Here is a 25,892-nt window from a genome sequence, read left to right as displayed (position 1 = left end):
ACCCGCGGGTTAGTCGAACGCGGCCGGACGCCTGCGCGCTTCGCGGCGGCTGGTCTGGACGAGACCGTTCTCCGACGTGATCTGCGGCCGGCCCTGTTCAAAGGTGATGACGAGTTCAAGGACGCCCCTCCCTTCCGACTTTCGCCGCCGCCTCTTGTTCTCGGCCCTGAAGTCGAACAGCGAATGCACGGCGCAGGAACGATCCGCAGGGTCGCAATGAACCTGAATGCTTTCCGGCCGAGTGCTGTATTCGCGATCTGGCCAGCGACGTGCGAAGCGGGTCTTCTCGCGGATGAGTGCAGATGAGTTCATCGTGCGCCCGTAATATTCCACCCGAGGAGCATAGAAGGCCGGGACCGCGTCCCTGATGGACACCTCTTTCGAGGACCAGAAGGCAAGATAATCGATCGCAAACTGCCGGGCCGTTTCCTCGAGCACAGACAGATCGGTGATAGCGGCTGGGAGTTCCGGACGACGGCGGGGAACCGATCCGGTTCCCATTTGCCCCCCCTCGGCGGAGGCTGAATCGGCCTGGAGACCTGAATCCTCGGGCCGCGGCGGCGGTAGCGGCGGCAGGGCTGATGCGGCCTGCAGCTCCGGAGCAGCATTCTCGGGTGGCTTGGTTTTCTCGACAGGCGGTAGAGGGAGTTCGCCGAGATTGCTCGGTGGATCGACCCAGACCCGCCCCTCCTGGGCCAGGGCCTGCGGCAGCGATGCGAAGCCTGCAATGATCGCAGCACCGCACAATGCTCGCCAGCGATCCCGCATTCCAACCTCCAGCGCTCTTCCTCCTTCAACCTAACGCGCGATGGCAATGTTCAAGGTCACAACAGAATGCATCGGCACCCCTGGCGGAAACGTCCGGAGAGCGGTTCCGTTCGTCGCCTAGGCTCAACAGGTGAGAGATGGAGCTGCGGCGCAACTTACCCGCGAGGCTCAGGCGAAGCTCAGACTTGCCTGACGGGGCTCCTCCTCACGAAAGCTCTCGCCGACCCGGATCGCTCCGCCAGTGAGGACCCTCGCGTAGACGCCGCAATCCGCATGGCCATAGGTCTCGGTGATGGTTCGCGGAATCTGCAGGTCGCGATGTCCCGTGGCCAGATCGACATTCGTCGCAGCGCAACGCTGGATCCTGCGCTGAACCTTCAGCCGAAGGCCGTCCGGGCCGGCCAGAACCCGACCGAGCAGGTCGAATTCCGCGAATGGGGCGAGACCCTCGAGATGGATATTGCCGCGAAATCGCAGTGGATCGACACGGACGCCCAGCTTCTCCTCGAGGGCCCTGACGCTCGCGAGGTTGATGATCGAAACGTGGCCGTCGCGGGCATCGGTGAAGCGCCGCCCACTCGGGGCTTCCAGGATTCGCGCAGGCCCCCGCATCTCTTCACCCATGAAGGCCTCGAAGAAGCGCGCGATCACCGCCCTGCCCTCCGGGGTTCGCAGATCTCCTGATGCTGTCGTCTCGCCGCGATGCCGTATGGTGAGGATGCCGCTCGCCTCGTCCCAGCGCGTGTCGAGCTCGGCAAGACGCTCCTGCCGCATGAGCATGAGAAAGCGGATTTTTGCAGGCTGATCCGGCCAATCGCCGTCGTAGCCCGATGGACCGTTCTCGATCGCATAAAGGCGATCGCCCGGCACATATTCGCCGGGCGAAAGTGTCAGCCTGTCGAGGCGCTCGGGAGACAGGCCCTTGATGGGATAACGATAGAGAGATGTCACGCGCATCCGTGACCCATACCGCAAATTTTCGCGCCGAGAACGTGTCCTCCTCGAAAAGCAAAGATTCCAGAAGAAAAATGCCGCGCTGCCTCAGGAGGCATCACCTGAACGCGCAACCTTGCTGCGTTTAAGTTGCGGCGTGAACCCGGCTTCTCGCCCGGAGTTGCGATCGAACTCCGCCATTGTCGAATCTCGGCGCATTCCCTCGTGGGAAGTCTGGTGTTCCGGGATTTTTGCACCGACTCCGCTCTCCTGCTTCATGCGCAGAGCCTTCTCGGCGTTCTCCTTCAACTCGGCACGAGCGCGCTCCGCCTTACGGCGATTCGGATTGAGGCGAGCCAGAAAATTCGCCAGGACCATGGGTCACTCCTTTCTTTGCGGTGTCCGGGAGGACGAGACGGGGCTGTTTGCCGAAGCCGTGCTGTTACGACCTGTCGAGACCTGCTCCGCATCGGCCGGAGACTGTGAACTACCGCCATGCGGCGGCGAGGCGCCTCCTGCTTCGACTCCGAGATCGGTGCCGGACCGTACGCGTGCGGCTTCCGTCGTGTCCCCGAAAGTTCGGGGCGTTACCGAGGGTTTCTGCTCGAGCGGACTTTCGGGCACGGAGAGCCCGAGCTCCGCATTGCGTGCGAGATCGGCGCGCGCTTTCTCGGCTTCCGATCGAGGATCTTTGGGTGCCATGCCGACCTCCCGGGTAGTCCGGGTCAATGCCGGCGAGCATCCACGGTTCCGCGACGCGCGAGACCCATGGAAGGAGTAATCGCCCCACGTGCTCGTGCATGGCGGAGGCCAAGCCGGCTGGGCTGCCGCTAGCTCTTCGCCTGCAGGTTGCGGCTCGCCTCGGGCGCACCATCTCCATGGCCGCCAGCGTGCCTGCGCCTCATGGCGAGAGGCGGAAGCGGGTGCAACGGGCCCTTGTTGTGGCCGAACGGCAACACCACCTTAGCGTTACGGATGCTCGTCACGAGGTCCGAACAGCTGACGGTGCCGATGGGCCTCGATGAGGACATCGTCTGCCGGAAAGGGTGATCCATGGATTTTGAAAAGTACACTGAACGGGCGCGTGGCTTCGTGCAGGCGGCTCAGACGATCGCAATGCGCGAAGGCCACCCGCAATTCGCGCCGGGCCACATTCTCAAGGCCCTTCTCGATGACCCCGAGGGCCTCTGCGCCGGTCTCATCGATCGCGCAGGCGGACGCTCCGGAGAGGCTCGCACGGGCATCGATCTCTGGCTCTCGAAGCAACCGAAAGTGTCCGGAGCGGCCGCGCAACCGCAGGCGACGCGCGATCTCATGCGCTTCTTCGATGCTGCCGAGCAGGCTGCCCAGAAGGCCGGCGATTCCTACGTCACGGTCGAGCGGATGCTGCTCGCCCTGGCGCTCGACAAGACCAGCGAGGCGGGCCGGATTCTCGCTCAGGCCGGCGTCACGCCGCAGGCTCTCAACGAGGCGATCAACAGCCTGCGCAAGGGCCGCACTGCCGACAATCCCACCGCCGAGAACGCCTACGACGCACTGAAGAAATACGCCCGCGATCTCACCGAAGCTGCGCGCGAGGGCAAGCTCGATCCGGTCATCGGCCGTGACGAGGAGATCCGGCGCACCATTCAGGTGCTGTCGCGCCGCACGAAGAACAACCCTGTCCTGATCGGCGAGCCCGGCGTCGGCAAGACGGCGATCGTCGAGGGCCTGGCGCTGCGGATCGTCAACGGCGACGTGCCGGAGTCCTTGCGCGACAAGCAATTGCTCGCGCTCGACATGGGCGCGCTGATCGCCGGCGCGAAATATCGCGGCGAGTTCGAGGAGCGGCTGAAATCCGTCCTGCAGGAAGTCACGGCGGCTGAAGGTGGCATCATCCTGTTCATCGATGAGATGCACACGCTCGTCGGGGCCGGAAAGGCGGACGGCGCGATGGATGCGTCGAACCTCCTCAAGCCGGCTCTCGCCCGTGGTGAATTGCACTGCGTCGGCGCGACGACGCTCGACGAATACCGCAAGCATGTCGAGAAGGACGCGGCGCTCGCTCGGCGCTTCCAGCCGGTCTTCGTGGGCGAGCCGAGCGTGGAAGACACGGTCTCGATCCTGCGCGGCCTCAAGGAAAAGTACGAGCAGCATCACGGGGTGCGGATCACCGATTCGGCGCTCGTTGCCGCGGCCACGCTCTCGAACCGCTACATCACGGACCGGTTTCTGCCCGACAAGGCAATCGATCTCGTCGACGAGGCGGCCTCGCGCCTGCGCATGCAGGTGGACTCGAAGCCCGAGGAGCTCGACACCATCGACCGCGAGATCGTGCGCCTGAAGATCGAGGCCGAGGCCCTGAAGAAGGAGACCGACGCCGCATCACAGGATCGGCTGGTCCGTCTCGAGCGCGAGCTCGCCGAGCTCGAGGAACGCTCAGCGGCGATCACGACACGGTGGAAGAGCGAAAAGGACAAGCTCGGACGGGCTGCCGAGATCAAGAAGCAGCTCGACGATGCCCGCACCGAACTCGCCATCGCGCAGCGCCAGGGCCAGTACCAGCGCGCCGGCGAACTCGCCTATGGGATCATCCCGGGACTCGAGAAGGAGGTCGCCGAGATCGAGGACTCGGCCAATGCCGGCAGCCTCATGGAAGAGGCCGTGACGCCCAATCACGTCGCACAGGTCGTCTCGCGCTGGACGGGCGTGCCCGTCGACAAGATGCTCGAGGGCGAGCGCGAGAAGCTTCTCAAGATGGAGGAGGCGCTCGGCAAGCGTGTCGTCGGCCAGCGCGAGGCTGTCGAGGCCGTCTCCACGGCGGTGCGCCGGGCGCGCGCCGGCCTGCAGGACCCGAACCGGCCGATCGGCTCATTCATGTTCTTAGGCCCGACAGGCGTCGGCAAGACGGAGCTCACGAAGGCGCTGGCTGCGTTCCTGTTCGACGACGAGTCGGCGCTAATCCGCATCGACATGTCGGAATACATGGAGAAGCATTCGGTGGCCCGGCTCATCGGCGCGCCTCCTGGCTATGTCGGCTATGAGGAAGGCGGTGCGCTGACCGAAGCGGTCCGCCGGCGGCCCTATCAGGTGATTCTGTTCGACGAGATCGAGAAGGCGCACCACGACGTCTTCAACGTGCTCCTTCAGGTGCTCGACGACGGACGGTTGACGGACGGCCAGGGCCGGACGGTCGACTTCCGGAACACGCTGATCGTCATGACCTCCAATCTCGGCGCCGAGTATCTCGTGAACCAGCCGGAAGGCCAGGATTCGGATGCGGTGCGGGACGAGGTCATGGGTGTGGTGCGCTCCCACTTCCGGCCGGAATTCCTGAACCGTGTCGACGAGATCATACTGTTCCACCGCCTCAAGCGGTCGGAGATGGGCGCGATCGTCGATATCCAGATCGCACGCCTGCAGAAGCTCCTCGACGAGCGCAAGATCAGGCTCGAACTGGATCCGGAGGCTCGCGCCTGGCTGGCCGAGAAGGGTTACGATCCCGCCTACGGCGCACGCCCGCTCAAGCGCGTGATCCAGAAGAACGTCCAGGATCCGCTCGCCGAGGCCATCCTCGCCGGCGAGATCAAGGATGGCGAGACGGTGCCGGTCCGCCTCGGACCTGGCGGCCTGATGATCGGGGACATCGTCGCGTCGACCGAGAAGCGGCCGGCCGGCGTCGCGCTGAACTAATCCCAAGCAGTGCAAAACGGCCCGCCTTCGTGGCGGGCCGTTTTGCATGGGCACCTCTTGCAGGACGAGGCCGCATCGCGGCAGTGTCGGTGCATGCCCGCCTCTTCCGATCTTCGCCTCGGCCGCCGCACGATGGAGCTTCTCGAGCAGCTCGCGCGGCATACCGACGAGCCGGGCCGGCTCACCCGGCTCTATCTCTCCCTCGCTCACCGGCGCGCAGCCGAAGCGACATGCGTGATGATCGAGGAGGCCGGTCTCGCAGCGCAGATCGACGCGCTGGGCTCGGTCGCCGGGCGCTGGGATGGCCGGCGGCCCGATGAACCCGGCGTAATCATCGGCTCGCATATCGACACCGTCGTCGATGCGGGCCGCTTCGACGGCACGCTTGGCGTCGTCCTTGGGATCGTTGCCGTCGAGGAACTTCGGAGAGAAGGCTTCGATCCGTCCTGCCCGATCGAGGTGCTCGCCTTCGGGGACGAGGAGAACGCCCGCTTTCCGACGAACCTGTCCACCTCGCACGCACTGGCCGGACGCTATGATCCCGCCTGGCTGGACGGAAAGGACTCGGGCGGCATCACCCTGCGTGAGGCGCTCGTCTCGTTCGGAGGCGATCCGGGCGGCATCGACGCGCTCGCGCGCAGACCCGGCAGCGTTCGAGGCTATCTGGAGGTCCACATCGAGCAAGGTCCATTGCTCGAGGCGCAGGACAGGGCTCTCGGGATCGTCACCGCGATCAACGGCATCTCGCGAGCACGCCTTGCGGTGACGGGAGAGGCTGGCCATGCCGGCACGGTGCCCATGTCGATGCGGCGCGATGCTCTGGCCGCAGCGGCGGAGATGATCGCAGTCGTCGAGCGCATCGGAGCGCGCCATTCCGAGACCGTGGCAACGGTCGGCGCCGCGCGTGTCGAGCCCGGCGCCGTCAACGTCATTCCCGCGGAAGTGCGGTGGACGCTCGACGCACGGGCCCCCGACGATGCCGTGCGCGACGAGATGGTGAAGGCCATCCTCGAGGAGTGCGAAGCCATCGCTCGACGCCGGGGCGTGACGCTCGCCATCGAGCCCACCATGGACTCCCCGGCAACCCCAATGGACCCGCACCTCGCTGCCCTTCTTGGTAATGCGTGCTGTTCCATCGGCGAGGAGCCGCTCCATCTCGCCTCCGGCGCCGGACATGATGCCGTCGCGATGGCGCACCTCTGTCCGGCCGCGATGCTGTTCGTGCGCTGCAAGGGCGGGATCAGCCACAACCCCGCGGAGTCCATCACCGTCGAGGATGCCGATGCCGCGGCGCGTGCGTTGATCGAGTCTGTGCGGATGATAGCTGGGTGAACGCAACGTCTACCCGTCACTGCGAGCCGTAGGTGAGGCGAACTATTCGTCGACGGGTAGATTGCTTCACTGCGTTCGCAATGACGGAGAGGGCGTGAGAGCGGGAAGAGCACTGCCGGATACGGAACGAAGCGCCAGACCCACCACCGTCATTGCGAGCCGAAGGCGCGATGCACCACCCTTTCCGCTGCCTCTTCGTCCTTGCGAGCCGCAGGCGAAGCAATCTACCCTTCGATCGATGCGCTACTGGATTGCTTCACTTCGTTCGCAAAGACGGAGTGGATCCGGTGCTTGCTCTCACCTCTTCCTTCACTCCCGCCCCAGACGTTTCGACGTCTCCGGGTCGAACAGGTGCACTTGTGCGGGATCGACTGCAGCGGTGATCTCGCGTGCATCGGCCGGAATGGTCCCGGTCTGGCTCTGCAGCACGAATTCCGCACCGCTCATCTGGCCATGGAAGAGCTGCGTGGCGCCGAGCTCCTCGACGAAATCGACCGTCAGCTTCAACGATCCATCCGGAGCCGGGCGAACATCCTCGGGGCGCAGGCCGACATCGACCGCCGTCCCGGGCGGCAGCCCTTCCCTCATGTCCTCCACCGCGATCGTGCCGCCCGCCAGCGAGATTCTGCCCGGACCCTCGACGCGCCCCGGCAGGATGTTCATGGGCGGCGAGCCGATGAAAGTTGCGACGAACCGGGTTGCGGGGCGGCGGTAGATCTCGGACGGCAGGCCGACCTGCTCGATCTCGCCGGCATTCATGACGACGAGCTGGTCGGAGAGCGTCATGGCCTCCACTTGATCATGCGTCACATAGATCGACGTCACCCCGAGGGAGCGCTGCAACCGCTTGATCTCGACTCGCATCTGAACGCGCAGCTTCGCATCGAGATTCGAGAGCGGCTCGTCGAACAGGAAGACCTGTGGCTTGCGAACAATCGCCCGTCCCATGGCGACCCGCTGCCGCTGCCCACCTGACAATTCGCGAGGTTTGCGCTTCAGGAACGGCTCGATCGCGAGGATCCTGGCGGCTTCGCGAACGCGGGCATCGATCTCGGGTTTCGGCGTGCGCCGGTTGCGCAGGCCATAGGCCATGTTGTCGTACACGCTCATATGCGGATAGAGCGCATAGTTCTGAAACACCATCGCGATGTCCCGGTCCGACGGCTCGATGGCATTGACCACCCGTCCGCCGATGCTGACCTCGCCTTGGGTGATGGTCTCAAGCCCGGCGACCATCCGGAGCAGAGTCGATTTCCCGCAGCCCGAAGGGCCGACGAGCACGCAGAAGGAACCATCGGCGACATTGAGCGAAACGCCTTTCACGGCTTCGACGCCACCCGAGTAAATCTTGCGCACTTTGTCGAGCGCGACGCCCGCCATTCTTCAATCTCCTGTCCGGCTTGGCAGCCTATTTTTCCGTTTCGACGAGCCCGCGCACGAAAAGCTTCTGCATCACGACCACGATTAGGATCGGCGGCAGCATCGCGAGCACAGACGTCGCCATGACGACCGGCCAGTCCGTGAGTGCGTCGGCCGTGACGATCAGCTTCTTGATGCCGATCACGATCGTCTGCATGTCGTCGCGCGTCGTGATCAGCAACGGCCAGAGATACTGGTTCCAGCCATAGATGAAGAGGATCACGAAGAGCGCCGCGATATTCGTGCGGGAGAGCGGCAGGACCGTATCCTTGAAGAACCGGATCGGACCTGCCCCGTCGATGCGCGAGGCTTCCACGAGCTCGGCCGGGATCGTCATGAAGAACTGGCGGAACAGGAGCGTCGCGGTCGCCGATGCGATCAGCGGAAGCGTCAGACCCGTGAAGCTGTCGAGCAGGTTGAGCTGAGATGCGACCGCATAGGTCGGGTAGATGCGCACTTCCACGGGCAGCATGAGGGTGATGAAGATCACCCAGAATGCCGTCATGCGGAACGGGAAGCGGAAATAGACGACTGCATAGGCCGAGATGATCGAGATCGCGATCTTTCCGACGGCGATCACGAGCGCCATCACGAAGGAGTTGAAGAGCATCCCCCAGACGGGCTCGGTCCGCATCTGCGAGCCGCCGACGAACAGCGCGCGGGAATAGTTTTCCAGAAGATGGGACCCCGCCGTGAGCGGCATCTGACCGTTCGCGATGGTCGTCGTGTCATGCGTCGATCCGATCACCGCCATATAGACCGGGAATGCGACAATGAGCACACCGAGCAGGAGAACGACGTGCGGGAGCAGATTGCCGAAGCGCCGATGCTCGACCATCAGGCTCGTGCCTTGCGCATGGCGCGGTGCTCGGTCACCGGTCGAAAAGACGTGATCGCCATCAGTAGGTTACCCTGCGCTCGACATATCGAAACTGGATGGCGGTGAGGGCGATGACGATGATCATCAGGATCACCGACTGCGCCGCGGAGCCGCCGAGGTCGCCGCCGAGCTTGCCGTCCGCATAGACCTTATAGACCAAAGTGGTGGTGGCTTGGCTCGGCCCGCCGCTCGTCATCGTATCGATGACTCCGAGAGTATCGAAGAAGGCATAAACGATATTGACGACGAGAAGGAAGAACGTCGTCGGCGAGAGAAGCGGGAACGTAATTGTCCAGAATCGCCGCACCGGGCGAGCGCCGTCGATCGCGGCGGCCTCGATGACGCTTCTCGGGATCGCCTGCAGGCCGGCGAGAAAGAACAGGAAATTATACGAGATCTGTTTCCATGCCGCCGCGAGCACGACCATGATCATGGCATGATTGCCGTTGAGCAACGGATTCCAGTCGAACCCCGTGTCGCGCATGCCGCGTGAGATGATGCCCAGCGAGGGCTGGAACATGAACACCCAGAGCACGCCGGCAACGGCCGGAGCGACGGCATAGGGCCAGATCAGCAGGGTTCGATAGGCCGTCGCGCCACGGATCTGCTTGTCGGCCTGCGTGGCGAGCAGGAGCGCGATCGACAGCGACAGGAAGGTGACGGCCGACGAGAAGACGAGCGTCGTCACCACGGCGCGAATATAGTCCGGACGCGTGAAGAGGTCCCGGTAATTGTCGAACCAGACGAATTCCGTGCTGAGCCCGAAGGCATCCTCGACGAGAAAGGATTGCCAGATCGCCTGCGAGGCAGGCCAGTAGAAGAAGATCAGCGTCACGGCGATCTGCGGCGCCAGGAGCGCGTAGGGCAGAGCGCGACCGCCGAAGACCGAGCGTTTTTCCATGGACACGTTCGAAAAAGAGCCCTCCTTGCGGAGGCGCGGAGCGCCCGTTGCGCTCCGCTCTTCGTAAACCGGGGGCGACCGGTGATCGCCTCCGGGGCAGGATCAGTTCGTACGGCCGGCGGTGCGCTCGAACTGGCGGAGCATTTGATTGCCGCGCTCGACAGCGGCATCGAGGGCGGCCTTCGCGGTCTTCTGGCCGGACAAAGCCGCCTCCATCTCTTCGGCCCACACGTCACGCATCTGGACCATGTTGCCGAGCCGTAAGCCGCGAGAATTCTCCGTCGGCTCCTTATTGGTCAGCTCCTTGAGCGGCACCTCGACAATCGGATTCTTCTCGTAGAAGCCATCGGCCTTGGTCTTCTCGTAGGCGGCCTTGGTGATCGGGAGATATCCCGATTCCTGATGGAGCCTGGCCTGCCGGCTCGTATCGGAGAGGAAGCTCAGGAACTTCGCAACACCCTTGTATTCCTGCGGAGACTTGCCGGCCATGACCCAGAGGGATGCGCCGCCGATGATCGAGTTCTGCGGCGCATCGGGCACATCCGGATAATATGGCATCGGTGCCGCGCCATAGTCGAACTTCGCGTTCGCGCGCACGTTCCCGTAGAAGGCGGAGGACGTCAGCATGATCGGGCATTCACCGGACGTGAAGCGGCCCTCGTTGGTGTTCGTGCGACCGGAATAGTCGAAGGTCTTGTCCTTCTGCAGATCGACGAGATTCTGCAGATGCTTTACGTGTAGAGGCGAATTGATCTTGAGTTCCGTGTCGAACCCGTCGAGTCCGTTCGCCTTGGTCGAGATCGGAATGTTGTGCCAGGCGGAAAACTGCTCGATATTGGCCCAGATCGACCAGGCCGTGGTGAAGCCGCACGTGTTGTAGCCGGCGGCCTTCAGTTTCTTCGCAGCGTCGAAAACGTCCGGCCAGGTCTTCGGAGGCTGATTGGGGTCGAGGCCAGCCTTCTTCAGGGCGTCCTTGTTGTACCACATGACCATCGACGAGGAGTTGAAGGGCATCGACAGCATCTCGCCCTTCGCCGTCGAGTAGTAGCCGGTGATTGCCGGGAGATAGGACTTCGGGTCGAAGGGCTCGCCGGCCTCCTTCATGAGATCCTGCACGGGCTTGATGGCGCCCTTCGCCGCCATCATCGTGGCCGTGCCGACCTCGATCACCTGCATGATGTGAGGAGCATTGCCGGCGCGAAACGCCGCGATACCGGCATTCATCGTTTCGGCATAGGAGCCCTTGAAGGTCGCGACGACCTTGAAGTCCTTCTGGCTCGCGTTGAACTCCTCCGCCAGACGGTTGACGACGTCGTTGTTGGCGCCGGTCATGGCATGCCACCACTGGATCTCGGTTTGCGCCGAAGCGGTGGTCGAGGCGAAGCCGAGCGCGAGCGCGCTCAGCACAGACTTCTTGAGCATGGGCTTCTCCCGGTTGCGACCCAAAGGGTTCTCGTTCCTGACCATCCTAGCATGACGGTTGGGTGACACTTCAATGACACTTTGCTGATCACCACGCCAGAGGAGGCAGGAACGGCCAATATGGTTGCCGCTCCCGCGTCTGGTCCGGATATTCGGCCGATCAAAGTGTCGGCGCGCGCTGGAACACCCGGTTTCCATCGCCGTTTTCCCGCCTGATGGGAGACCGCCGTGCCCCATATCGCCACTGCCGTTTTCAAGGACCGTTTTGCTGCCGAGCGTGCGCTCCAAGCGCTTCTCGAAGCAGGTATCCCGGCCGACCGGGCCGCCATCATCGGTGTGGATCAGAACCGGGAAATCTCGTCGATCTCCGGATTCCGTGAACTCTCCACGCGAGATGATCTCGGGGCGGCGCTAGATGCTCTCCCCATCCCGGATGACGAGCGCTCGATGCTCGCGACCCATCTCGCCCAGGGCCGCGCGCTCGTGGCCGTCCGGGTGGACGACGCGATCCTCGACAAGACGGCGGACGTGCTGGAACTCCTGGACCCCGTCCAGATGGACGAGACGACGGAGCAGGCCGCGACGGACGTGCAGGCAGGAACCCGAGCGCCCCTCGGAGAAGGGCTGGCGGCCGGCAGCCTCGGCGGCATGACGAACGCCTCCGCGTTGCCGGGCATGGGCACCCTGACCGAGGGCAGCAGTGATCTCGGGACGTCGGATCTCCAGACGGGTTCACGGGCGGCTCCTTATGCTGCCGATGGCAGCACGACCAGTACGGGAGAGCGTCGTGGCGATGCCCGGGCAGGAGCGCCCGGCGCCCTTGAGCTGCTGCGACGCGGCCGCGTCCGGATCTATGGAGGCGGATAGGTAACCCGATCGCGTTCGGGCCTGATCCTGCACCGCCTCAGATGACGTTCCGCTCGAGAAGCGGGCGGTTTTCGAGAAGCCGCTCGTAGCCCAGGTCCGTGAGATCCAGCGTGCGATAACGGCCGTGGACGACGAGTTCGGCCAACCCGCGCCCGACTGCCGGGGATTGCTGCAGCCCGTGCCCCGAGAAGCCGTTACAGAGATAGAAATTCGGGACGGCTGTCGGCCCGACGATCGCGTTGTGGTCGAAGAGGCACATATCGTAGGGGCCCGCCCAGGCGCGCCCCGGCCGGATCGCCTCGAAGGCCGGAATCCTATGGGCCAGGGCCGGCCAGATGATCTCCTCGAACAGCGAGTGGTCGACCTCCTGGCTTGCCGGATCATCGTCGTGCCAGTCCGGGTCCGCTTCCGTGGCTGGCGATACGCCGCAGATGAACCCCTCCCCCTCGGAGCGGACATAGACGCCGGAGACGTCGATCAGCATGGGGAAATTTGCGATGCGCTCGCGGCACGTGAACGTGAAGACGTAGCGCCGCTTCGGCGCGACCGGGATCGGAACCCCGGCAAGGTCCGCGAGATGGGCCCCTCCGGATCCGGCACAGTTCACCAGCGCCCCGCACGCGATCCGCGTTCCGTCCGCAAGCCGAACCGCAGAGATTCGAGAGCCGTCGCGCTCCAAGTGCACGACCTCTCCGGTGACGTATTGGGCGCCGAGCGCACGGGCCTTGCGACGGAAGGCCTGCAGGAGACCCCAGCCGTCGAACCACCCCTCCCCCGAGCGCCCGAAGCTTCCTGCCGCGAGATCATCCACACGCAGCCACGGAAAGCACTCCTTCAGCCCCGCGGGATCAAGAAGGACAATGTCGGCCCCGGCCTCTGCCTGGAGCTTCTGGTTTTCCTCTAGAATTGTCGCTCCGGCCGACGTCGCGCAATAGAGATAGCCTCCCTCCTGAAGGGAGATGTCCGGGGCCTCGCCATCGACGGTGAAATGGTCGCGGATATTCCGCAGGAACGAGATCCCATAGAGAGAGATCGCGATGTTCACTCGCGTCGAGAACTGCTGGCGGATCGAGGCCGCCGAGAGCGCCGAGGCCGAGAGGCGATAGGTGGGATCCTTCTCGATGACGACGACACGGCCCGTGAAGGCGGGATCGCTCAAAAGGTGATAGGCCGTCGAAGAACCCATCGCAGCCCCGCCGACGATCACGACATCGGCGGAATTCGGGACGGTGCCAATCATGAGGTGCTCTGAGGGTGGAGGCGTCCGGCATGTCGGATCGGACCGGTCGGCTGGCGGTCTACCCGTTGATGGCCCCGCTTGTCGACAGATCGTTCGGCCCAATCGCGAGGATGCGAGAGCTCAAGACGCTCCTGCCCTGCGTGAGGTCGTCTTTTCGTTCCGCATGCAACGCAAACAGAGCCGCCCGCAAGCAATGAGCCTCGACGCAGTGGTTCCTGCCTGATTAAGAGAGGCGCACGATATCCCGTCCCGACAGGAGGTCCGGACCATGGCGACACCAAACCAAGCCCTTCGCCGCCCACCCGAGGCACAGTCCGTATCCGAGGAGGCGCTCGCCATCCTGGCGCGCCTCGGCGTTCCCGACTCCGCCTTCGCGTCATCCGGCCTTTCGGCCCGCTCCCCGATCACCGGCGAAGTGATCGCCCGCCTCAACGAGACGAGCGTCGAGGGGGCCCGGGAGGCGATCGGCCGTGCCCGACAGGCCTTCCTGGCATGGCGCGCGGTCCCGGCGCCCCGGCGCGGTGAATTCGTGCGCCTCCTGGGTGAGGAGTTGCGGGCCGCCAAGGAGGATCTCGGCCGGCTCGTCACGCTCGAGGCCGGCAAGATTCTTTCCGAGGGCCTCGGCGAGGTCCAGGAGATGATCGATATCTGCGACTACGCGGTCGGTCTCTCCCGCCAGCTCTTCGGTCTGACGATCGCCACCGAGCGTCCGGATCATCGCATGATGGAGACCTGGCATCCGCTTGGCCCCTGCGGCGTGATCACCGCCTTCAATTTTCCCGTGGCCGTCTGGTCCTGGAACGCGGCGCTCGCCTTCGTGTGCGGCGATCCGGTCGTCTGGAAGCCCTCGGAGAAGACACCGCTCACGGCGCTCGCTACGCAGGCCATCGTGCAGCGGGCCGCTGCGCGGTTCGGCGGCATCCCGGATGGATTGCACGAGGTCCTGATTGGCGGACGCGACCTCGGCGAGGCGCTCGTCGAGGATGACCGCGTGCCGGTGGTCTCGGCAACGGGCTCGACCGCGATGGGCCGGCAGGTCGGCCCACGCCTCGCCCAGCGCTTTGCGCGCGCAATTCTCGAGCTCGGCGGCAACAACGCCGCTATCGTGGCTCCATCCGCGGATCTCGACATCGCGCTCAGAGCCATCGCCTTCGCGGCGATCGGCACCGCAGGCCAACGCTGCACGACCCTGCGCCGCCTGTTCGTTCACGAGAGCATCTACGACGCCCTCGTGCCGCGTCTGAAGCGCGTCTACGAGACCGTGCAGATCGGGGATCCCCGCGAGGAGGGAACGCTGGTCGGGCCGCTGATCGACGGCGCTGCCTCCACGGGCATGGAGCGCGCCCTCGACGAGGCGCGCGCGGCCGGAGGAACCGTCCATGGCGGCGGGCGCATCGAGATCAAGGGCCAACCGGAGGCGTTCTACGCCCGGCCAGCTCTCGTCGAGATGCCGGACCAGATCGGCCCCGTGCTGCGCGAGACCTTCGCGCCGATCCTTTGGGTGATGCGCTACCGGTCGTTCGATGAGGCGATCGCCGCACACAATGCCGTCGGAGCGGGGCTCTCCTCCTCGATCTTCACGCTCGACATGCGCGAGGCGGAAGCCTTCATCTCAGTTGCGGGATCCGATTGCGGCATCGCCAACGTGAATATCGGACCGTCCGGCGCGGAAATCGGCGGCGCGTTCGGCGGCGAGAAGGAGACGGGCGGCGGCCGCGAGGCCGGCTCGGACGCCTGGAAGGCCTATATGCGGCGCGCCACGAACACAATCAATTACGGCACCAGCCTGCCGCTCGCCCAGGGCGTGCGCTTCGACGTGGAAGGCTAGTCCGCTGAAGAATTGTCCGGTGACCTCAAACCCGACGGGATATGTGAGATGACAGCGAAACCGAGTTTGAAGAAGGCGTCCGGAACGTCGGCCTCCTTCGTGTGGGACGATCCATTCCTTCTCGAGGACCAGCTTCTCGATGACGAGCGCATGATCCGCGACACGGCCCGGCAATACGCGCAGGAGAAGCTGCTTCCCCGCGTGATCGAGGCCTACCGCGAGGAGAAGACCGACCGCGCGATCTTCAACGAGATGGGCGAGCTCGGGCTGCTCGGGATCACGATTCCGGAGGAATATGGCTGCGCCGGTGCCTCCTATGTGGCCTACGGCGTCGTGGCCCGGGAGGTCGAGCGGGTCGACTCCGGCTATCGCTCGATGATGAGCGTGCAATCCTCGCTCGTGATGTATCCGATCCACGCCTATGGCGACGAGAGCCAGCGCAAGAGGTACCTCCCGAAGCTCGCGACCGGCGAGTGGGTCGGGTGCTTCGGCCTGACCGAGCCGGATGCCGGCTCCGATCCGGCGGGCATGAAAACGGTCGCGAAGCGCATCGACGGCGGCTACCGGGTGTCCGGAACCAAGATGTGGATCTCGAACGCGCCGATCGCCGACGTGTTCGTGGTCTGGGCAAAGTCAGAGGCGCACGACAACCAGATCCGCGGCTTCGTGCTCGAGAAGGGCATGAAAGGCCTCTCCGCCCCAAAGATCGGCGGCAAGCTCTCGCTGCGCGCCTCGATCACCGGCGAGATCGTGATGGACGGTGTCGAGGTCGGCGAGGAGGCCCTCCTTCCGAATGTTTCGGGCCTCAAAGGGCCGTTCGGCTGTCTCAACCGCGCCCGCTACGGCATCTCCTGGGGCGCCATGGGCGCCGCCGAGGACTGCTGGCATCGGGCGCGGCAGTACACGCTCGAGCGCAAGCAGTTCAACCGGCCGCTTGCGGCGACACAGCTCGTACAGAAGAAGCTCGCCGACATGCAGACCGAGATCGCACTCGGCCTGCAGGGTTCGTTGCGCGTCGGGCGCCTATTCGATGAGGGCCGCGCCACGCCGGAGATGATCTCGCTCGTCAAGCGCAACAACTGCGGCAAGGCGCTCGACATCGCCCGTGTCGCCCGCGACATGCATGGCGGCAACGGCATCCAGGAGGAATACCACGTCATGCGCCATGCCCAGAACCTCGAGACTGTGAACACCTACGAGGGCACGCACGACGTGCACGCACTCATCCTGGGCCGCGCGCAGACCGGCATTCAGGCGTTTTTTTGAGAGCGTAAAGCGCACTGCTCGGGTGAGAGCTGTTGTCATGCAGTGTAGTGTTTCCCCCTTACCCGCCGCCCTTTTGGGCGGCGACCTCTCCCTCCGGGGGAGAGGTGATGTGCGAGCGGCCGCCGCTTCACCTCTCCCTTGACGGGAGAGGTCGGCTGCCAAGCAGCCGGGTGAGGGTGGCAGCGCCGACATCTGGCATGACGCAGTAAAATTACACGGCTGCAATTTCTGCAGTCACACCAAGACTTTCTTCAAACTCAATCCGTGAACACCACCGTCTTACGGCCGTTGAGGATGACACGGTCTTCGAGGTGATGCCTCACGGCGCGGGCGAGGACGCGGCGTTCGATGTCACGTCCCTTGCGCACGAGATCCTCGGGCGTGTCGCGATGGCTTATGCGCTCGACGTCCTGCTCGATGATCGGCCCCTCATCGAGATCAGACGTGACGTAGTGCGCGGTCGCGCCGATCAGCTTCACGCCGCGCTCATGGGCCTGGTGGTAGGGCTTCGCGCCCTTGAAGCCCGGCAGGAACGAATGGTGGATGTTGATGCACCAGCCGTTCATCTTCGCCGCCAACCCGTCCGAGAGAACCTGCATGTAGCGTGCGAGAACGACGAGCTCGGTGCTGGTATCGCGCACGAGTTCCCAAAGCTTCGTTTCCTGTTCGAGCTTCGTCGCTTTCGTGACGGGCAGGTGATGAAACGGCAGGCCATCGAATAAGAGATGGGCGTATGTCTCGCGCGGATGGTTCGAGACGATCCCGCTCACGTCGAAGGCGAGTTCGCTGGTGCGCCAACGATAGAGCAGATCCGCCAGGCAATGGTCGAATTTGGAAGCGAGCAGCATGACGCGGCGGCGCTGCGCACGGTTGCGCAAAGCCCAGGTGATGCCAAACCGATCCGCGACGGCAGCGAGACGCGCCCGAATGGTCTCGGGATCACTGGCTTCTGCGAGCGGATTAAAGACCACTCGCATGAAGAACAAGCCGGTTTCGGTATCGTCGAATTGCTGGGCATCAAGGATATTGCAATCCGCCTCGAACAGGCAGGTCGAGACCGCGGCGACGATGCCGGGACGGTTGGGACAGGACAGGGTGAGGACGTATGTTGGGTCGATCATGCTTCTTGCGTCGGGTCGACGCTGTTTCAGGCAAGAGTGGAGGAATACTCGATATGAGCGGGCGCCTGCGGCGCCGCGCGGCGGACCTATCAGCTTTGGAGCGTGTTGCCGAGTAAATCCGCCTGGTCCGGATTGGCGCGGCTCACTGAGCGACTCGGCCGCTTCACGCCAGCGCAGAATCCGGCAGAGACACTTGCCATAGCCTCATGCGGCGGTCATTCATCACTCCCGCGCTGTTGCTCGGCCCCCATGAACTGATCGGAGAACTCATCATGCCTCTGCGCATCATTCTGGCCGGCGCGACCGGATGGGTCGGACGGGCGCTCGTCGAGGCGATCGCCAAGGCCGAGGATCTCGAACTGGCGGGCGCCGTGAGTCGCTCCGCCGCTGGGCGCGACGCCGGCGAGGCGGCCGGAATCGATCCGCTCGGCGTGACGATCTCGGCGACGCTCGAAGAGGCGCTCGGGCAACCCGGGGACGTCGTCATCGACTACACCAAGCCGCAGGTCGTGAAGGGTCACACGATTGCGGCCCTGACGGCCGGTCGGCACGTCGTGATCGGCACCTCGGGCCTCTCGGCCGATGATTACGCGGAGATCGACGCCCGCGCGCGCGAGACCGGGCGCGGCGTTCTCGCGGCCGGGAACTTCTCGATCACCGCGACGCTCCTGCGCCGCTTCGCCGTGGAGGCGGCGCGCTACGTGCCGGATGTCGAGATCATCGACTACGCGTCGCCCGCGAAGGCCGATACGCCCTCCGGAACGGCGCGCGAGCTCGCGGAACTGCTCGGCAACACGCGCCAGCCTGCAACCTCAAAGCCAGTTGCCGAACTCACCGGGGTTCGCGAGACCCGCGGCGGCGCCATCGGCGCGCCACGACCGGTCCAGGTTCATTCGCTTCGGATGCCGTCCTTCGTCCTGTCCTGCGAGGTCGTGCTCGGGGCGGACAACGAGCGGCTGACGATCCGCCATGATGCGGGCGCATCCGCGGCACCCTACGTCGCCGGGACGCTGCTCGCGGCGCGGCGTGTCGGCTCTCTTGTCGGCCTCAAGAGGGGCCTCGATGCGGTGATGGATCCATGAAACCTCTGGCCGGTCTCAAGGTTCTCGAACTCGCCCGGATTCTCGCCGGTCCTTGGGTCGGGCAGACGCTCGCGGATCTCGGCGCCGATGTCGTCAAGGTCGAGCGCGCCGGCGCGGGCGACGACACCCGCGCCTGGGGCCCGCCCTTCGTCGACGGAGCCGACGGCGAAGATCTCTCGGCGGCCTACTTCCACAGCTGCAACCGCGGCAAGCGGTCCGTCGCGGCGGATTTCGAGACGCCCGAAGGGCAGGCACTGGTGCGGCGCCTCGCAGCCCATGCCGATATCCTGATCGAGAACTTCAAGCTCGGCGGCTTGCGGAAATACGGGCTCGATTACGAGAGCCTGCGCGAGATCAATCCGCGCCTCGTCTATTGCTCGATCACCGGCTTCGGCCAGACGGGCCCCTACGCCCCACGTGCGGGCTACGATTTCATCATCCAGGGCATGGGCGGGATCATGGACCTGACGGGCGAGCCGGACGGCGAGCCCCAGAAGCCCGGCGTCGCCTTCGCGGACATTTTCACGGGCGTCTATTCGTCGGTCGCGATCCTCGCTGCCTTGCGCCGCCGCGACGAGACTGGCGTCGGCGCCCATATCGACATGGCCCTGTTCGACGTGCAGACGAGCGTGCTCGCCAACCAGGCGATGAACTATCTCGTGTCCGGCAAGGTCCCGCACCGGATGGGCAACGCGCATCCGAATCTCGTGCCCTATCAGGTGTTCCCGGTCTCGGATGGACACGTGATCGTCGCGGTCGGGAATGACGCGCAATTTGCACGCTTCGTGCGCATCCTCGGGGTCGCGGAACTCGCGACGGATCCGCGCTTCGGCTCGAACCGCGAACGGATCCGCCACCGGGAGGAGTTGATCGCGCTCCTGACGGCGCGCACCCGGGAGACGACTCGCGAGGATCTGCTCGCCGCGCTCGAGCGCGAGGGCGTGCCGGGCGGTCCCATCAACGATGTCGCGGATGTCTTCGCCGACCCGCAGGTCGTCGCCCGCGGCATGCGCGTCGATCTCCCCGCGCCCCATGTGCGCGGCGGCGCAGTTCCCTCGGTCCGCTCGCCCTTCATGCTGGACGGGCAGCCTCTCGTGTCCGACCGGCCGCCGCCGCAGCTCGGGCAGCACGACGCGGAGGTCCTGAGCGATCCTGCCTGGGGCGGGTCAGGCATTCCATAGCCTCGTGACATTCCGCGCAGGCCGGGCGATGAAAGGCTTCGAACCCGGAACCGCGAGTCCCCCAGCAGACGGGTAAAGGAGCCTTGCGACTACGATGACGACCCAATCGCGAAACGGCGGCCGGATCCTCGTGGACCAGCTTCTCGCCCATGGCGTCGACAACATCTTCTGCGTCCCCGGCGAAAGCTATCTCGCCGTCCTCGACGCGCTCCACGATGCCTCGATCGCAGTGACCGTCTGCCGGCAGGAGGGCGGCGCGGCCATGATGGCCGAGGCGGCCGGCAAGCTGACAGGGCGGCCCGGCATCTGCTTCGTGACGCGCGGCCCCGGCGCGACCAACGCCTCGCCGGGCCTGCATATCGCCCGGCAGGATTCGACTCCGATGATCCTGTTCGTCGGGCAGGTCGAGCGCGGCATGCGCGAGCGGGAGGCCTTCCAGGAACTCGACTATCGCGCAGTATTCGGAAGCATCGCGAAATGGGTGACGGAGATCGACGACCCCGCACGCATTCCGGAACTCGTGTCGCGCGCCTTTCACGTCGCGACGAGCGGACGGCCCGGGCCGGTCGTGATCGCCCTGCCGGAGGATACGCTCACCGATGAGGCGGCTGTCCCTGATGCGCCTCCTTTCGAGCCCATCGAGACGCATCCCTCGCTCGGCCAGATGGCGGAGCTGCAAAAGCTCCTTTGGGCCGCGAAAGCACCAATCACCATCCTCGGAGGCTCACGCTGGTCTGCTGCCGCTGCGGAGCGCTTCGCGCGCTTTGCCGAGCGCTTTGCTCTCCCGGTCGTCTGCAGCTTCCGGCGGCAGATGCTCTTTCCCGCAGATCATCCCTGTTATGCCGGAGATCTCGGGCTCGGCATCAATCCGAAGCTCCTGGAGCGCCTCAAGTCCTCGGATCTCGTGCTGCTCGTCGGCGGCCGGCTCTCGGAGATCCCGAGCCAGAGCTATACGCTCCTCGGCATCCCCGCGCCGCGCCAGACGCTCGTCCATGTTTACCCGGATCCGGACGAGCTCGGCCGGGTCTACCGCCCGCATCTCGCGATCAACGCCTCTCCGACCGCTTTCTCCACGGCGCTCGAAGGCGTGCAGCCGCCCGGCACAATCGGCTGGCAGGGAGAGAGCGAGGCCGCGCATGCGCAGTACGTCGCCTGGAGCGATCCGGGCCCGATCCGGAATCCGGGCTCCGTGCAGATGGCCGAGGTGATGGCGCATCTGCGCGCCGTGCTGCCCGCCGACACGATCGTCTGCAACGGCGCCGGGAACTTTGCGACCTGGATCCACCGGTTCTGGCCCTTCCGGGCCTATGGCACCCAGCTCGCGCCGACCTCGGGATCTATGGGCTACGGCGTGCCCGCCGCCGTGGGGGCCAAGCGCCTGCGTCCGTCAGCGACCGTCCTCTGCATGGCAGGCGACGGCGACTTCCTGATGAACGGGCAGGAATTGGCAACGGCCGTACAATACGACCTGCCGGTCCTGATCATCGTCGTCGACAACGGCATGTACGGCACGATCCGCATGCACCAGGAGCGGCACTATCCGGGCCGGATCTCGGCCACGAACCTGAAAAATCCCGACTTCGCCGCCTATGCGCGCGCCTTCGGAGGACATGGCGAGCGCGTCGAGTGCACGGAGGACTTCGCGCCGGCCCTCGAGCGGGCGCTGCAATCCGGCAAACCGGCGGTCCTGCATTGCCTGATCGACTCCGAGGCGATCACCCCGACGACGACGCTCACGGCGATCCGCGAAAAGGCATTGGCGGGCAGCTGATACCGTTCACCTCGGTGGCAGCACAATGAGGCTGGCGCAGCCCTGGCAACGCCGACGGCCAAGGATTGCCCAATGGCCAAGAGCGAAAACCAGCTTTGGCGGGTCCTGATCCAGAGCATCGCCTCGTTTGCTGTCGCTTTCAGAAACTTGCCTCCGGCTGAACTCAGGTCGTCGCCGAATCCTTTACGGGCGGCACCCCTGTTTAGGTCGTCAGGGTGTCGGCAAACACCACATCCACCCGGTAGTTGGAAGACCGGTATGAGGAGCCTGGGAACCAACTCGTAGTGCCATAGGCATATACACCGTTCCCACCTGCCTCCTGGCTCGACAGGGCTCTGATCGGACCGTTCCCCACACCGCTCGTTTGGAAGTAGTCCGCATCTGCTGAATAGAAGCCGTCATGACTGGGCTTCGCAATTGTGGCGCCCTTAGAGGCCCCCATACGAGGCCTCAAAATCGTGATTACCGGAAGCCGCATCTGACGCAGCATGCACCCGGCGCTAAATCGCTAACGATTCATGTTGGGCACCGGAGGGTCAATTCAGCCGTAGGTACAATTCATCCTCTGATAAGTGGAATGGGAGAGGCCGGTACAGCTATCAGCTGGCCATGTTCCAGCGCCCTGAACGACTTGATTCCCCTTGATCCAGCAAAGCTTAGTCCGTTGGAGTGGCGCTCCTTGGGCGCCCTGCAAATCCCCAAAAGACGTAACCCAGGATCGCCGATCGGGGAATTATCGGGGGCGAGAGCAACTGACATGATCGCCATACTGGAGGCGACCATGGGTACGTACTCAGATCGGATCGTCCAAGAGAACCAACTTCCCGGTAGCCCGAAGAGCGAGTGGGACGTACCCGGCGCCGGGAGCACGAACATCCAGGGCTTTGCCACCAACATGAGCGTGAATGTCGGCGGCAAAGTCGACTTCAAGATCAAGACGAACTCGACCAATTACCGGATCGATATTTACCGGCTCGGCTACTACGGGGGCTTGGGCGCTCGTAAGGTATCCACGATCCAAAGGACTCTCAGCAGCGCTCAGGCTCAGCCGAATCCCCGAACGGATAGTGCGACGGGCTTGGTGGACGCGGGCAACTGGAGTGTCTCGGCTTCTTGGACCGTGCCCACGACCGCGGTGTCAGGCGTCTACATCGCCAAGCTCGTACGCCAGGACGGCGTCTCCGGGGCAAGCCTTATCCCCTTCATCGTGCGCGATGACAACAGTCAGAGCGACATCATATTCCAGACTTCCGACACTACTTGGCAGGCTTACAACAGCTGGGGCGGCAACAGCCTCTACACAGGCAGCCCCGCCGGCCGGGCCTACAAGGTCAGCTATAACCGTCCTTTTATCACCCGGGGTGATCCCACCGGTCAGGGAGGACCTCGGGATTTTCTGTTCGACTCCGAGTATCCGATGATCCGCTGGCTGGAGCAGAACGGCTACGGTGTCAGCTATCTGTCGGGCATCGACACCGACCGGCTCGGGGCCGAGCTCCGCGAGCACAAGGCCTTCCTCTCGGTCGGGCATGACGAATACTGGTCGGGCCAGCAGCGCGCCAATGTCGAGGCCGCCCGCGATGCCGGCGTCAACCTCGCCTTCTTCAGCGGCAATGAGGTGTTCTGGAAGACGCGCTGGGAGAACTCGATTGACGGCTCGAACACCCCCTATCGCACGCTGGTCTCGTACAAGGAGACACACGCCAACGCCAAGATCGACCCGAACCCGGCCTGGACCGGTACCTGGCGCGACCCGCGCTTCAGCCCGCCCAGCGACGGCGGCCGCCCCGAAAACCAGCTCACCGGGACCATCTTCACTGTCAATAACGGGTCTCAGGAAACGATCCAGGTACCGGGAAGCTATGGCAATCTCCGCTTCTGGCGGAACACCAGCATTGCAGGAATGTCGCCGAGCCAGACCGCCACATTGTCTGGGGAACTGCTCAGCTACGAGTGGGATGAGGACCTGGATAACGGCTTCCGTCCACCGGGGCTCATAAACCTATCCTCCACATCCGACCCATCGACCTCGTATCTGCTGGACTATGGCAGTACCTATGGATCTCGGGCTGCCACGCACAACCTGAGCCTGTACCGGGACGACAGCGGCGCCCTCGTCTTCGGAGCCGGGACGCCCCGCTGGGCCTGGGGTCTGGACGGGACACACGATTACGACATGGCCCATGGCGGCAGCGTCGCGGCAGCGGTCCCCGACGTCCGCGTGCAACAGTCCACTGCCAACCTTTTGGCCGATATGGGAGTCCTCACGGACACTCTTCAGGCCGGCTTGGTGCGGCCAATCCCGTCCACGGACACGACCAAACCCGCCTCGACGATTGTGACACCCAGCAATGGCTCGACCCTGACAGGTGGCCAGTCCGTCACCATCACGGGTACGGCAACAGACGTCGGCGGCGTGGTCGGCGGCGTGGAGGTCTCGACCGATGGCGGAACCACATGGCGAAGGGCTGCCGGCCGATCTAGCTGGAGCTACAGTTGGACTCCGACAGCGGGCGGGACCTACACGATCCGGTCCCGGGCAGTGGACGACTCCGTCAACATGGAGACGCCCGGCGCAGGCGTGCAGGTCACGGTCTCCAATCCCACGACTGCAAGTCTGTTTTCTTCTACTGATACGCCCGCGGTGATCACCGATCCCGAGCGCAATGCGCTGGAACTCGGGGTGCGGTTCTCGTCCTCTGCGGCAGGCGAAATCATCGGTGTCAAGTTCTACAAGGGGCCGCAGAACACAGGCACCCATATCGGGAGCCTGTGGTCGAGCACGGGCACGCGCCTCGCACAGGCGACCTTCACGAACGAGACCGCCAGCGGCTGGCAGGCTGTCACTTTCGCTGCCCCGGTGAAGATCACGGCCGGGACGACCTACGTTGCCTCCTACAGCACGAACGGGGGCTACTCGGCCGATTCGAACTACTTCACGGCACCGCACACGAGCGGTCCGCTGACCGCCCCCGTCAATGCCGGTGTCTACGCCTATGGCCAGTCCGGAACCTTCCCGACCAGCACCTACAATGCCTCCAACTACTGGGTTGACACGATCTTTCGACAATCCACGTCGACGGCGAACAGCCCCCCGACGGCAGTAAACGACAGCGCTACAACCACCAAGAACACCGCCGTCACCATTCAAGGATCGGATCTCACCCGCAACGACTCCGATCCGGACAATGACCCCCTCACGATCACGGGTGTATCCAATCCATCGAATGGAATGGTCTCTCTCAACCAGCAGGCCGTCACCTTCACACCCGCTATGAACTACGTAGGCTCGGCAGGCTTCCAGTACTCGATCAGTGACGGGCGAGGCGGCACATCCACCGCAACCGTGTCTGTCAACGTCACAGATCCCGGCACCACAACGACCGCAGGTCTGTTTTCTCCTAATGCCACGCCCACGATCATCACCGATCCCGAGCGCAGTGCGCTGGAACTCGGGGTGCGGTTCTCGTCCTCTGCGGCAGGCGAGATCACCGGCATCGAGTTCTACAAAGGACCTCAGAACACCGGCACCCATATCGGGAGCCTGTGGTCGAGCACGGGCACGCGCCTCGCGCAAGGCACCTTCACGAATGAAACCGCCAGCGGTTGGCAGACTCTGACCTTTACGACCCCGGTGAAGATCACCGCCGGGACAACCTATGTGGCCTCCTACAGCACGAATGGGAGCTACTCGGCCGACCTGAACTACTTTACGGCGCCGTACACGAGCGGTCCGCTGACCGCCCCCGTCAATGCCGGTGTCTACGCCTATGGCCAGTCCGGAACCTTCCCGACCAGCACCTACAATGCCTCCAACTATTGGGTTGACGTCAACTTCCGGCAATTGGCTGCCTGAAGGAAGTTTCATCTATGGATCAGGAAATTTATGCCGATGGTATCGGTGAAATCCATGTCACCGGACCGATCGTCCGCGTCGATCTCGTGAGCCTCTCGCCCACCGAGCGGGACGAGATGGGCAATCCCAGGGCAGTGTTCCGGCAACGCATCGTCATGTCGATCGAGGCCTTCGCGGGCAGCGTCGATCTCATGCAAAAAGTGCTGGCCAGTCTCGTGGAATCGGGTGCGGTACGGCGCTCACCCGGCGCCGAGGACCAGAAGCCCATGCAGGCCCACACGTCGACGCCGCTACGCCCGAAGGGCTCCCCAAACTTCTCCTGAGATGGCTGTGCTCCATCCATTGCCCCTGCA

The 25,892-nt window shown here is 64.4% G+C and carries 21 protein-coding genes; 10 read left to right on the top strand and 11 right to left on the bottom strand.

Going from position 1 to position 25,892, the window contains the following annotated elements:
• Window positions 1-9 precede the first annotated feature (9 nt).
• The 4 genes from BN1233_RS42905 to BN1233_RS14275 form a co-directional block, all read right to left on the bottom strand.
• Window positions 10-768, bottom strand: coding sequence for a hypothetical protein (locus tag BN1233_RS42905; protein ID WP_048709184.1), 759 nt, complete (start codon window positions 766-768; stop codon window positions 10-12).
• 168 nt (window positions 769-936) lie between these two features.
• The gene (locus BN1233_RS14285; RefSeq protein ID WP_046864236.1) at window positions 937-1,725 is read right to left on the bottom strand and encodes an MOSC domain-containing protein; all 789 of its coding nucleotides are present in this window, start codon (window positions 1,723-1,725) and stop codon (window positions 937-939) included.
• 84 nt (window positions 1,726-1,809) lie between these two features.
• Window positions 1,810-2,079, bottom strand: coding sequence for a hypothetical protein (locus tag BN1233_RS14280; protein ID WP_046864235.1), 270 nt, complete (start codon window positions 2,077-2,079; stop codon window positions 1,810-1,812).
• A gap of 3 nt (window positions 2,080-2,082) precedes the next feature.
• Window positions 2,083-2,403, bottom strand: a complete 321-nt coding sequence (locus BN1233_RS14275) for a hypothetical protein (protein ID WP_046864234.1) — start codon at window positions 2,401-2,403, stop codon at window positions 2,083-2,085.
• Between the two features lie 351 nt (window positions 2,404-2,754).
• On the opposite strand from BN1233_RS14275, the gene clpB reads away from it, so the two are divergent.
• Window positions 2,755-5,373, top strand: a complete 2,619-nt coding sequence (clpB, locus tag BN1233_RS14265; protein ID WP_046864232.1) for an ATP-dependent chaperone ClpB — start codon at window positions 2,755-2,757, stop codon at window positions 5,371-5,373.
• 93 nt (window positions 5,374-5,466) lie between these two features.
• Complete coding sequence (locus BN1233_RS14260; RefSeq protein ID WP_046864231.1) at window positions 5,467-6,705, top strand: allantoate amidohydrolase; 1,239 nt, start codon at window positions 5,467-5,469, stop codon at window positions 6,703-6,705.
• A 309-nt stretch (window positions 6,706-7,014) separates the two neighbouring features.
• On the opposite strand, the gene BN1233_RS14255 is transcribed toward BN1233_RS14260, so the two are convergent.
• From BN1233_RS14255 to ugpB, 4 genes are all read right to left on the bottom strand, one after another.
• Window positions 7,015-8,085 (bottom strand): sn-glycerol-3-phosphate import ATP-binding protein UgpC, encoded by a 1,071-nt coding sequence (locus BN1233_RS14255; RefSeq protein WP_046864230.1) that lies wholly within the window; start codon window positions 8,083-8,085, stop codon window positions 7,015-7,017.
• Window positions 8,086-8,113: 28 nt separating this feature from the next.
• Entirely contained in the window at window positions 8,114-8,962 is an 849-nt protein-coding gene (ugpE, locus tag BN1233_RS14250; protein WP_046864229.1) for a sn-glycerol-3-phosphate ABC transporter permease UgpE, read from the bottom strand.
• 61 nt (window positions 8,963-9,023) lie between these two features.
• Entirely contained in the window at window positions 9,024-9,905 is an 882-nt protein-coding gene (ugpA, locus tag BN1233_RS14245) for a sn-glycerol-3-phosphate ABC transporter permease UgpA (RefSeq protein ID WP_046864228.1), read from the bottom strand.
• 102 nt (window positions 9,906-10,007) lie between these two features.
• Complete coding sequence (gene ugpB / locus BN1233_RS14240; RefSeq protein WP_046864227.1) at window positions 10,008-11,327, bottom strand: sn-glycerol-3-phosphate ABC transporter substrate-binding protein UgpB; 1,320 nt, start codon at window positions 11,325-11,327, stop codon at window positions 10,008-10,010.
• 228 nt (window positions 11,328-11,555) lie between these two features.
• Between ugpB and BN1233_RS14235 the strand changes: the two genes are divergently transcribed.
• Window positions 11,556-12,194 (top strand): hypothetical protein, encoded by a 639-nt coding sequence (locus tag BN1233_RS14235; RefSeq protein WP_046864226.1) that lies wholly within the window; start codon window positions 11,556-11,558, stop codon window positions 12,192-12,194.
• A gap of 37 nt (window positions 12,195-12,231) precedes the next feature.
• On the opposite strand, the gene BN1233_RS14230 is transcribed toward BN1233_RS14235, so the two are convergent.
• Window positions 12,232-13,434: an NAD(P)/FAD-dependent oxidoreductase gene (locus BN1233_RS14230; protein ID WP_046864225.1), complete on the bottom strand. Its 1,203-nt coding sequence runs from the start codon at window positions 13,432-13,434 to the stop codon at window positions 12,232-12,234.
• A gap of 268 nt (window positions 13,435-13,702) precedes the next feature.
• Between BN1233_RS14230 and amaB the strand changes: the two genes are divergently transcribed.
• On the top strand, window positions 13,703-15,262 hold the full coding sequence (gene amaB, locus BN1233_RS14225; RefSeq protein WP_046864224.1) for an L-piperidine-6-carboxylate dehydrogenase: 1,560 nt from the start codon (window positions 13,703-13,705) through the stop codon (window positions 15,260-15,262).
• Between the two features lie 48 nt (window positions 15,263-15,310).
• Window positions 15,311-16,528 (top strand): acyl-CoA dehydrogenase, encoded by a 1,218-nt coding sequence (locus tag BN1233_RS14220; RefSeq protein WP_046864223.1) that lies wholly within the window; start codon window positions 15,311-15,313, stop codon window positions 16,526-16,528.
• A gap of 257 nt (window positions 16,529-16,785) precedes the next feature.
• Here the strand turns inward: BN1233_RS14220 and purU are convergent, their stop codons facing one another.
• A complete protein-coding gene (purU, locus tag BN1233_RS14215; protein WP_046864222.1) occupies window positions 16,786-17,649 on the bottom strand; it encodes a formyltetrahydrofolate deformylase in 864 nt (287 codons plus the stop codon).
• Between the two features lie 272 nt (window positions 17,650-17,921).
• Between purU and dapB the strand changes: the two genes are divergently transcribed.
• The 3 genes from dapB to BN1233_RS14200 all read left to right on the top strand — a co-directional run bounded on the left by dapB (window position 17,922) and on the right by BN1233_RS14200 (window position 21,683).
• Window positions 17,922-18,731, top strand: a complete 810-nt coding sequence (dapB, locus tag BN1233_RS14210; protein WP_046864564.1) for a 4-hydroxy-tetrahydrodipicolinate reductase — start codon at window positions 17,922-17,924, stop codon at window positions 18,729-18,731.
• Complete coding sequence (locus tag BN1233_RS14205; RefSeq protein WP_046864221.1) at window positions 18,728-19,912, top strand: CaiB/BaiF CoA transferase family protein; 1,185 nt, start codon at window positions 18,728-18,730, stop codon at window positions 19,910-19,912. The genes dapB and BN1233_RS14205 overlap by 4 nt, the downstream gene beginning before the upstream one ends.
• Before the next feature lie 94 nt (window positions 19,913-20,006).
• Entirely contained in the window at window positions 20,007-21,683 is a 1,677-nt protein-coding gene (locus BN1233_RS14200; RefSeq protein ID WP_046864220.1) for a thiamine pyrophosphate-binding protein, read from the top strand.
• Window positions 21,684-21,885: 202 nt separating this feature from the next.
• Here BN1233_RS14200 and BN1233_RS14195 read toward each other — a convergent pair whose 3' ends face one another.
• Window positions 21,886-22,125 carry a DUF4082 domain-containing protein gene (locus BN1233_RS14195; RefSeq protein ID WP_046864219.1) on the bottom strand — a complete coding sequence of 80 codons (240 nt, stop codon included), beginning with the start codon at window positions 22,123-22,125 and terminating at the stop codon, window positions 21,886-21,888.
• Window positions 22,126-22,464: 339 nt separating this feature from the next.
• Between BN1233_RS14195 and BN1233_RS14190 the strand changes: the two genes are divergently transcribed.
• Together BN1233_RS14190 and BN1233_RS14185 are read left to right on the top strand one after the other, a co-directional pair.
• Complete coding sequence (locus BN1233_RS14190; protein ID WP_046864563.1) at window positions 22,465-25,539, top strand: DUF4082 domain-containing protein; 3,075 nt, start codon at window positions 22,465-22,467, stop codon at window positions 25,537-25,539.
• A 14-nt stretch (window positions 25,540-25,553) separates the two neighbouring features.
• Entirely contained in the window at window positions 25,554-25,862 is a 309-nt protein-coding gene (locus tag BN1233_RS14185) for a hypothetical protein (protein ID WP_046864218.1), read from the top strand.
• Window positions 25,863-25,892: the final 30 nt, after the last annotated feature.

Source organism: Microvirga massiliensis (assembly GCF_001006805.1).
GTDB lineage: Bacteria > Pseudomonadota > Alphaproteobacteria > Rhizobiales > Beijerinckiaceae > Microvirga > Microvirga massiliensis.
This window is presented reverse-complemented; position numbering and strand designations above follow the sequence as displayed.